The 10,240-nt window shown below is 65.7% G+C and carries 6 protein-coding genes and 1 pseudogene; 6 read left to right on the plus strand and 1 reads right to left on the minus strand.

Annotated elements, in window-relative coordinates; genetic code table 11:
* The 3 genes and pseudogenes from QZ609_RS20215 to QZ609_RS20225 all read left to right on the plus strand — a co-directional run.
* Positions 1-398 (plus strand): annotated as a pseudogene (locus QZ609_RS20215) (3-dehydroquinate synthase); the annotation flags it as partial.
* 19 nt (positions 399-417) lie between these two features.
* Positions 418-1,581: a deoxyguanosinetriphosphate triphosphohydrolase gene (locus tag QZ609_RS20220; RefSeq protein WP_295498660.1), complete on the plus strand. Its 1,164-nt coding sequence runs from the start codon at positions 418-420 to the stop codon at positions 1,579-1,581.
* 80 nt (positions 1,582-1,661) lie between these two features.
* Entirely contained in the window at positions 1,662-2,405 is a 744-nt protein-coding gene (locus tag QZ609_RS20225) for a carbonic anhydrase (RefSeq protein WP_295498663.1), read from the plus strand.
* A gap of 143 nt (positions 2,406-2,548) precedes the next feature.
* Here QZ609_RS20225 and QZ609_RS20230 read toward each other — a convergent pair whose 3' ends face one another.
* Entirely contained in the window at positions 2,549-3,229 is a 681-nt protein-coding gene (locus QZ609_RS20230; RefSeq protein WP_295498666.1) for an OmpW family protein, read from the minus strand.
* 277 nt (positions 3,230-3,506) lie between these two features.
* Between QZ609_RS20230 and QZ609_RS20235 the strand changes: the two genes are divergently transcribed.
* From QZ609_RS20235 to QZ609_RS20245, 3 genes are all read left to right on the plus strand, one after another.
* Positions 3,507-4,232: a transposase gene (locus QZ609_RS20235; RefSeq protein ID WP_295498669.1), complete on the plus strand. Its 726-nt coding sequence runs from the start codon at positions 3,507-3,509 to the stop codon at positions 4,230-4,232.
* A gap of 250 nt (positions 4,233-4,482) precedes the next feature.
* A complete protein-coding gene (locus tag QZ609_RS20240; protein ID WP_295498672.1) occupies positions 4,483-9,231 on the plus strand; it encodes a glutamate synthase-related protein in 4,749 nt (1,582 codons plus the stop codon).
* Positions 9,232-9,366: 135 nt separating this feature from the next.
* Positions 9,367-10,240, plus strand: an 874-nt coding sequence (locus tag QZ609_RS20245; RefSeq protein WP_295498675.1) for a glutamate synthase subunit beta, incomplete at its 3' end; no start/stop codon positions are given.

The following is a 10,240-nucleotide window of genomic DNA, read 5'->3' on the forward strand; positions in this document are numbered from 1 at the left end:
CCGGTCTGCGCGCGATCCTCAACTTCGGCCACACTTTCGGCCACGCCATCGAGGCAGGCCTGGGCTACGGCGAGTGGCTGCACGGAGAGGCCGTCGGCTGCGGCATGGTGATGGCGGCCGATCTGTCGCATCGCCTGGGCTTCATCGACATCGACACGCGCAATCGCATTGCCGCGCTCACGCGTGCGGCCAACCTGCCGACCGTGGCGCCGGACCTGGGCGTCGAACGCTTCATCGAACTGATGCGTGTCGACAAGAAGGCCGAGGCCGGCGAGATCAAGTTCGTGCTGCTGCGCAAGCTGGGCCAGGCCTTCGTGACCACCGTGCCCGACGTCGATCTGCGCGCTACGCTGCAGCACGCCGTGCTGCGCCCACCGACCGAAGCCCCGGTCGCTTGAGACCAGACGAGACGGCCCGATGAACGATCGACTCGACCTGTTGCCCGCGCCGTTCGATCTCGAGGGCCATCTCGCCCCGTATGCCGCGCACGCGGCACAGACGCGCGGCCGCGTGCATGCCGAACCGCCGTCCACCTCGCGCACCGAGTTTCAGCGCGACCGCGACCGCATCATCCACAGCACGGCTTTCCGCCGGCTCGAATACAAGACGCAGGTCTTCGTGAATCACGAGGGCGACCTGTTCCGCACGCGCCTCACGCACAGCCTGGAAGTCGCGCAGATCGCCCGCTCGATCGCCCGCAGCCTGCGCCTGAACGAAGACCTGGTCGAGGCGATCTCGCTGGCGCACGACCTGGGGCACACGCCGTTCGGCCACGCCGGGCAGGACGCGCTCAACGACTGCATGAAGCCCTACGGGGGCTTCGAGCACAACCTGCAGAGCCTGCTGGTGGTCGATCGACTCGAAGAACGCTATGGCGGCTTCGACGGTCTGAACCTCACGTTCGAGACGCGCGAGGGCATCCTCAAGCATTGCTCGCGCAACAACGCCGCCACGCTGGGCGACCTGGGCCGGCGCTTCCTCGAGGGGCAACAGCCCTCACTGGAAGCGCAGCTCGCCAACCTGGCCGACGAGGTCGCCTACAACAACCACGACATCGACGACGGCCTGCGCTCCGGCCTGATCTCGCTGGAGCAGTTGCAGGACGTGCCGCTGTGGGCCATCCACCGCCGCGAGGCCGAGGCCGCGTTCCCGAACGCGGGCGGGCGGCGCCTGATCAACGAGACCATCCGCCGCATCATCAATGCGTTGATCGTCGATTTGATCGGCTCCACGCGCGCGGCCATCGCCGAGGTGGCGCCGCAGACCATCGACGACGTGCGCGCCGCGCCGGCGCTGGTCGGCTTCTCCGAGCCGATGCGTGAGGAGGCGCGCGTGCTCAAGCGCTTCCTGTTCGACAACCTGTATCGCCACTATCTCGTGATGCGCATGGCAGCCAAGGCGCGCCGCATCATCGACGACCTGTTTCGCGCCTTCCTCGACGATCCGCGCCTGTTGCCGCCGCAGTACCAGGCCAAGGATCCGGCCGACCAACCGCGCTGGATTGCGCACTACATCGCCGGCATGACCGATCGCTATGCCATCAAGGAGCATCGCCGCATCTTCGCGGTCGACGCGGTCTGAGGCTGGAATCGGACTGTTCTCAGTGGCAGGCAGGCTAGCGATGGCTACCATCGATACATATCCATTGCTCAGTCAATTATATGTATCGCCTTCTTCTTCCCGTATTTGCGGCGTCATCGCTCGCCGTACAGGCCGCCGAGCCGGCGCATGCCGGCCATCCGGCCGACCACTTCGACTACCAGCACCAGGCTGAATGGCATGCGGTGCACGACGCCTTCCAGTCGCCGATCGACATCCGCAGCGCCGACGCCATTGCTGCTGACGAAGACGAGCCCGACGTGATTCAGCCGCACTACGGCACCGTCGCCGGCACGGCCGTCGACACCGGCCATGCCTTGCAAGTGAACGTGCCCGGCGGCGACGTGAAGATCCGCGGCCGGCACTTCACACTGCGCCAGTTCCACTTCCACGCCCACAGCGAGCACACCATCGACGGCAAGTCGTATCTGGGCGAGGTGCATCTGGTGCACGTGGCCAAGGATGGCCGCATGGCCGTGATCGGCGTGATGGTGGAGCCGGGCGCGGCCAACCCGGCGTTCGATGCGGTGCTCAAGGCCGCACGCAAGGGCGAGGGGCATGAAGTTACCTCAGTCCGCCCGGGTGACTTGTTGCCCGCGAGCGATGCCTACTACCACTACCTCGGCTCGCTGACCACGCCGCCACTGACCGAGAACGTGGAGTGGTATGTGCTCAAGCAACCGATCACCGCGTCACCCGCACAGATCGACGCGCTGCGCAGTTTTTACGCCGACAATTTCCGCCAGCGCCAACCGCTCGACGGCCGCGTTGTCATGCAGTTCGATCCGGCGTCGCTCACAAAGTAAGCGCCCAAAAAAAATGCCCGGCCGCCCCAACGCATGCCGGGCCGAACGTGCCAACCACCGTCGACGAGCGCCCCCGCCGTCGACGACCCCTGCGGCACGTCGGAAAAGTCGATCAGGAAAATGTCGGTTCGCTGATCGCCCCCTTAAAAGCGATAACCCAGGCCCACACCCACCAGCCACGGGTCGACATGGACCTTGCTGATGGTCTGGCCGTTGAACTTCACGTCGGCGCTGATCCAGGTCTTCTTGATGTCGACGTTGAAGTACACGCGCTCGCTCAGGCGATAGTCGAAGCCAGCCTGCAGCGCCGGGCCGAAGCTGTTCTTGCTCAGGTCCAGCGGGCCCACGCCCGGCACTTGCAGGTTCACGCTGGAGATGCGCGTGTAGTTGATGCCGGCGCCCAGATACGGCTTGAAGCGTGACTCCGGCGTGAAGTGGTATTGCAGCGTCAGGATCGGCGGCAGGTGACGGAAGCTGCCAATCTTGGCCCCGCCGACCGTCACGTCCTGCTGCTGCGGATAGGTCAGGATCAGCTCGCTGGCGATGTTGGGCGTGAAGAAGTACGAGATGTCCAGTTCGGGGAACGCCTTGTTATTGATGCGGATGGCGTCGTCCGGCACCCCCAGTGCGGGAATCGCATCCGACTTGTTGGCGGCATTCAGGTTGACGGCGCGCAGGCGCACCATCCAGTTGCCGGTCGCTGCCGGCAGCGGGCCGGTCAAGCCGGCAAGCGGATCCGTGCTCTGGGCGGACGCAATCGGACTGAATGCTGCGGCGACGAGGCCGGCGGCTGCCGCAACAACGGCAAGGCGTGCGAATGCCATGAAAATGCTCCCTCTCTCTGTTCTTGGTTCGTTGATGTGATGGGAGCCAGTCTGGCGTGCAAGGGCGCCCTCGGATTTGCGCGCGATCAAAATCGACCCGGCCGGTTCCGGCGGTGGGGCCCCGCTTTTGACCGCACGCAAATCCGGGGGCGTTATCAGACAAGCCGCCGTTGCGGTTCGGCGACAGGCAATCCGCAAGCGTTTGCGCCCAAAATAATTGGGGACAGGTTCGGCGGCGTCGCGCTACGATGGCGGCTTTCCTGCCCCCGTTTTCGCCATGGCTCGCCTGCCCCGCCTCAGTCCCATCGATGTTCCTGTGCACGTGTTGCAGCGCGGCAACAATCGGCAGGCCGTCTTCCGTACCGACGAGGACTACGCTTTCTACCTCGACACCCTGCGCATGGCCGCCCGCGAGCACGATTTCGCCATCCACGCCTTCGCCCTGATGCCGAACCACGTGCACCTGGTGGGCACGCCCAAGGTGGCGGACAGCTTGTCGCGCACGCTGCAGGCGGTGGGGCGGCGCTACACGCGGCACTTCAATGCGGTAGCCAACCGCAGCGGCACGCTGTGGGAGGGGCGTTTCCGCTCGACCGTGCTGGACCCGGCGGAATGGGTGCTGCCGATGCTGCTCTACGTGGAGTCGAATGCCGTGCGCGCGGGCCTCGCCAGTGCGCCAGAGGAGGATCGCTGGAGCACATATCGCCACCACGTCGGTATCCAGTCGATTCCGTGGGTGAGTGACCACTATTGTTATTGGCGGCTTGGCAATACGCCCTTTGAGCGTCAGTCGCGCTACCGCACGCTCTGGCACGAGGGCCTCGGCTCGGACCAGCTCGCGCAGATCCGACAGCATGTGCACAGCGGCTGGCCGCTCGGCAGCGAGGCGTTCCTGGCCACGCTGGCGCGCACGGGCGGGCGTCGCGTGGCGCCGCTGCCCAAGGGTCGGCCCCCACGCCAACCCGCAGAAGCGGAGGCGGAGGACGACGCGGCCGTCGCATAACCCGAGGTGCGGCTGCGGCCGCATGCGCGCGCACCAATTTGCGGCAAATTAATCTGTCCCCATATATACGCCAGCACTGATGGCGTGCATTTCTTAATTTATTCCGACCCCATTTAAAACCTTTTGCCGGATCGGGAGCACTCTTTTATAGTCGTTTCACCCCGCATTTATGGTGCGGCGCGCCATGCTCGTCGCACCCACCGCGAGGGCCTTCTGCGGCGTGCTGTGCCCACAACATCGGAAGATCGCCGTGGAACAACATTCCTCCCGCCTCGCGCCGCAGAGCGCTGAATCGACGACCGTCCAGGGCGTGCCGTCCGCACAAGGCCTGTACGACCCGAGCAACGAGCATGACGCCTGCGGCGTCGGCTTCGTGGCGCACATCAAGGGCAAGAAGAGCCACGAGATCGTCCAGCAAGGCCTGCGCATCCTGCACAACCTCGACCACCGGGGCGCCGTCGGCGCTGATCCGCTGATGGGCGATGGCGCGGGCATCCTGCTGCAAATTCCCGACCAGTTCTACCGTGAAGAGATGGCGCGCCAGGGCGTGAACCTGCCGCCGGCCGGCGAGTACGGCGTCGGCATGATCTTCCTGCCGAAGGAACACGCCTCGCGCCTGGCGTGCGAGCAGGAACTCGAGCGCACCGTGCGTCTGGAAGGCCAGGTCGTGCTGGGCTGGCGTGACGTGCCGGTCGACAAGACCATGCCGATGTCGCCCACGGTGCAGAAGACCGAGCCGGTGATCCGCCAGATCTTCATCGGGCGCGGCCGCGACATCATGACCACCGATGCGCTGGAGCGGAAGCTGTACGTGATCCGCAAGACCGCCAGCCACGCCATCCAGGCGCTCAAGCTCAAGCACGGCAAGGAGTACTTCGTGCCGTCGATGTCGGCGCGCACCATCGTCTACAAGGGCCTGCTGCTGTGCGAGCAGGTCGGCCGCTACTACCAGGATCTGGCCGATCCGCGCACGGTGTCGGCGCTGGCGCTGGTGCACCAGCGTTTCTCGACCAACACCTTCCCGGCGTGGGAGCTGGCGCACCCGTACCGCATGGTTGCGCACAACGGCGAAATCAATACCGTCAAGGGCAACGTCAACTGGATCAACGCACGCACGGGCGGCATCTCGTCGCCGGTGCTGGGCGCCGACCTGCCCAAGCTGTGGCCGCTGATCTATCCGGGCCAGTCCGATACCGCCTCGTTCGACAACTGCCTCGAACTGCTGACGATGGCCGGCTATCCGCTCGCCCACGCGATGATGATGATGATTCCGGAAGCGTGGGAACAGCACACGCTGATGGACGACAACCGCCGCGCCTTCTACGAATACCACGCCGCGATGATGGAGCCGTGGGACGGCCCCGCCGCCATCTGCTTCACCGATGGTCGCCAGATCGGCGCCACGCTCGACCGTAACGGCCTGCGTCCGGCGCGCTACTACGTGACCGACGACGACATGGTCGTGATGGCCTCGGAAGCTGGTGTGCTGCCGATTCCCGAGTCGCGCATCGTCAAGAAGTGGCGCCTGCAGCCGGGCAAGATGTTCCTGATCGACATGGAGCAGGGCCGCATCATCGACGACAAGGAACTCAAGGACAACCTGGCCAACGCCAAGCCGTACAAGAGCTGGATCGACGCTGTGCGTATCAAGCTCGACGAGCTGGACGCCAAGGCCGAGGACGTGGCCGCCGAGACCAAGCCGGCCGCCAAGCTGCTCGACCGCCAGCAGGCCTTCGCCTACACGCAGGAAGACGTCAAGTTCCTGATTGCGCCGATGGCCGCCAACGGCGAAGAAGCCGCCGGTTCGATGGGCAACGACAGCCCGCTGGCCGTGCTGTCTTCCAAGAACAAGACGCTGTACAACTACTTCAAGCAGCTCTTCGCGCAGGTCACCAACCCGCCGATCGACCCGATCCGCGAAAACGTGGTGATGTCGCTGGTCTCGTTCATCGGGCCGAAGCCGAACCTGCTCGAGCTGAACAACATCAACCCGCCGATGCGCCTTGAGGTGAGCCAGCCCGTGCTGGACTTCAAGGACATGGCGAAGATCCGCAACATCGAGCACTACACCGGCGGCAAGTTCATGGCTTACGAGCTGAACATCTGCTACCCGGTGGCGTGGGGCAAGGAAGGCATCGAGGCGCGCCTGGCCTCGCTGTGCGCCGAGGCTGTCGATGCGGTCAAGTCGGGCTACAACATCCTGATCGTGTCGGACCGCGCGGTCGACGAGAAGCAGGCGGCCATTCCGGCGCTGCTGGCCACGTCCGCCATCCACCATCACCTGGTGGAGAAGGGCCTGCGCACCAGCACCGGCCTGGTGGTGGAAACCGGCTCGGCGCGTGAGGTGCACCACTTCGCGCTGCTGGCCGGCTACGGCGCCGAAGCCGTGCACCCGTACCTGGCCATGGAAACGCTGACCGAGCTGGCCCCGAGCCTGGGTGTGACGCCCGAGAAGGCGGTCTACAACTTCACCAAGGCGATCGGCAAGGGCCTGCACAAGGTGATGTCCAAGATGGGCATCTCGACGTACATGTCGTACACCGGCGCGCAGATCTTCGAAGCGATCGGCCTGTCGCGCGAGCTGGTGGACAAGTACTTCCACGGCACCGCATCGAACGTGGGCGGCATCGGCATCTTCGAGGTGGCGGAAGAAGCGCTGCGCCTGCACCGCGACGCCTTTGGCGATGCGCCGGTGCTGGCCAACATGCTGGATGCCGGCGGCGAATACGCCTACCGCGTCCGCGGCGAAGAGCACATGTGGACGCCGGATTCGATCGCCAAGCTGCAGCACGCCACGCGCGCGAATTCGTACCAGACGTACAAGGAATACGCCAACCTGATCAACGACCAGAGCAAGCGCCACATGACGCTGCGCGGCCTGTTCGAGTTCAAGGTGGACCCGGTGCGTGCGATTCCGCTGGAAGACGTGGAACCGGCCAAGGAGATCGTCAAGCGCTTCGCCACCGGTGCGATGTCGCTGGGTTCGATCAGCACGGAAGCGCACACCACGCTGGCCGTCGCCATGAACCGCATCGGCGGCAAGTCGAACACGGGCGAGGGCGGTGAAGACGAGCGCCGCTACCGCAACGAGCTGCGCGGCATCCCCATCCAGCAGGGCACCAAGCTGTCGGATGTGGTCGGCCGTGACGTGATCGAACGCGACCTGGAGCTGCAGGAAGGCGATTCGCTGCGCTCGAAGATCAAGCAGGTGGCGTCGGGCCGCTTTGGCGTGACCGCCGAGTACCTTGTCTCGGCTGACCAGATCCAGATCAAGATGGCCCAGGGCGCCAAGCCCGGCGAGGGCGGTCAACTGCCCGGCCACAAGGTGACGGAGTACATCGGCAAGCTGCGTTATGCAGTGCCGGGCGTGGGCCTGATCTCGCCGCCGCCGCACCACGACATCTACTCGATCGAAGATCTGGCGCAGCTGATCCACGACCTGAAGAATGTGAACCCCCGTTCGGACGTGTCGGTCAAGCTGGTGTCGGAAGTGGGCGTGGGCACGGTGGCCGCGGGTGTCGCCAAGGCCAAGGCCGACCACGTGGTGATCGCCGGCCATGACGGCGGCACGGGCGCTTCGCCGTGGTCGTCGATCAAGCACGCCGGCACGCCGTGGGAACTGGGCCTGGCCGAGACGCAGCAGACGCTGATGCTCAACGGCTTGCGCAACCGCATCCGCGTGCAGGCCGACGGCCAGATGAAGACCGGCCGCGACGTCGTGATCGGCGCGCTGCTGGGCGCCGACGAATTCGGCTTCGCCACCGCACCGCTGGTGGTCGAGGGCTGCATCATGATGCGCAAGTGCCATCTGAACACCTGCCCGGTGGGCGTGGCGACGCAGGATCCGGTGCTGCGCAAGAAGTTCTCGGGCAAGCCCGAGCACGTGGTGAACTACTTCTTCTTCGTGGCCGAGGAAGTGCGCGAGATCATGGCCCAGCTGGGCATCCGCAGCTTCGACGAACTGATCGGCCGCGCCGATCTGCTCGACACCAAGTCCGGTATCGAACACTGGAAGGCGCGCGGCCTGGACTTCGCCCGCATCTTCCACCAGCCGCCGAAGAAGGAAGGCCAGCCGTGCTACCAGGTCGATGTGCAGGACCACGGCCTGGCCCGCGCGCTGGATCACCAGCTCATCGAGAAGGCCCGCGCGGCCATCGAGAAGGGCGAGCGCGTGTCGTTCATCCAGCCGGTGCGCAACGTCAACCGCACGGTGGGCGCGATGCTGTCGGGCGAGGTGGCCAAGCGTTACGGCCACGAGGGCCTGCCGGATGACTCGATCCACATCCAGCTGCAGGGCACGGCCGGCCAGTCGTTCGGCGCGTTCCTGGCGCACGGCGTGACGCTGGACCTGGTGGGCGACGGCAACGACTACGTGGGCAAGGGCCTGTCGGGCGGACGCGTGATCGTGCGCCCGCCGCACGAGTTCCGCGGCGAGCCGACCGGCAACATCATCGTCGGCAACACCGTGCTGTACGGCGCGCTGGCCGGTGAGGCGTTCTTCAACGGCGTGGCCGGCGAGCGCTTCGCGGTGCGTAACTCCGGCGCCATCGCCGTGGTGGAAGGCGCCGGCGACCACGGTTGCGAGTACATGACCGGCGGCACCGTCGTCGTGCTGGGCGCCACCGGCCGCAACTTCGCGGCGGGCATGTCGGGCGGCGTGGCCTACGTCTATGACGAGGACGGCCTGTTCGACAAGCGCTGCAACACGGCACAGGTCGCGCTGGAATCCGTGCTGTCGTCGGCCGACCAGGAGAAGGCGCATACGTCGTCGACCTGGCACAAGGTGGGCGGCGAGCGCGTGCTCGACGAGCAACTGCTCAAGGCGCTGGTGGAAAAGCACTTCCGCTACACCGGCTCCGAGCGCGCCAAGGAACTGCTGGCCGACTGGAACAACGCGCGCCGTCGCTTCGTCAAGGTCTTCCCGACCGAGTACAAGCGCGCGCTGACCGAGATGTACGAGCGCGAACAGGAAGCCGCCCGCGAGCAGATCGCGGCCTGATTCCAAGCGACTTGGCGGGTGGCCGATTGATCGATCGGCGCCCGCCGCCACCGAATACAACGCAACCTCACAAGACAGGCCCGAGCGCCCGGCAAGCGAAGCTGTGCCGGCCGGAATCGGGCCAGGAAGGACACCATGGGCAAGGCGACCGGTTTTCTCGAATTTCCCCGCCAGAACGAGGGATACGAAGCGCCCGAAGCGCGCGTGAAGCATTACAAGGAGTTCGTGTTCGCACTCGCGGACAACGAAGCCAAGATCCAGGGCGCGCGCTGCATGGACTGCGGCATCCCGTTCTGCAACAACGGCTGCCCGGTCAACAACATCATCCCGGACTTCAATGACCTGGTGTATCGCCAGGACTGGAAGACCGCGATCGAGGTGCTGCACTCGACCAACAACTTCCCCGAGTTCACGGGCCGCATCTGCCCGGCGCCGTGCGAAGCGGCCTGCACGCTGGGCATCAATGAGCTGCCGGTCGGCATCAAGTCGATCGAGCACGCCATCATCGACAAGGCCTGGGAAGAAGGCTGGGTGGCGCCGCAGGTGCCCAAGCACAAGACCGGCAAGACCGTGGCCGTGGTCGGCTCGGGCCCGGCGGGCATGGCCGCTGCGCAGCAACTGGCACGCGCCGGCCACGATGTGACGCTGTTCGAGAAGAACGACCGCGTTGGCGGCCTGCTGCGTTACGGCATCCCCGACTTCAAGCTGGAGAAGGCGCAGATCGACCGCCGCATGCAGCAGATGGAAGCCGAGGGCGTGACCTTCCGCACCGGCGTGATGGTGGGCGACAAGACCGTGCCAGCCGGCATTGTCAACGACGCGCGCGAATTCATCGCCGCCGACGACATCCTCAAGCAGTTCGACGCCGTGGTGCTGACGGGCGGCTCGGAAGTCCCGCGCGATCTGCCGGTGCCGGGCCGCGACCTGGACGGCGTGCACTACGCGCTTGAATTCCTGATCCCGCAGAACAAGGAAGTGGCCGGCGACGCGCCCAACCCGATCCGCGCCG

Origin of the sequence: uncultured Ralstonia sp., from assembly GCA_913056305.1 — a bacterium.
Classification (GTDB): Bacteria; Pseudomonadota; Gammaproteobacteria; order Burkholderiales; family Burkholderiaceae; genus Ralstonia.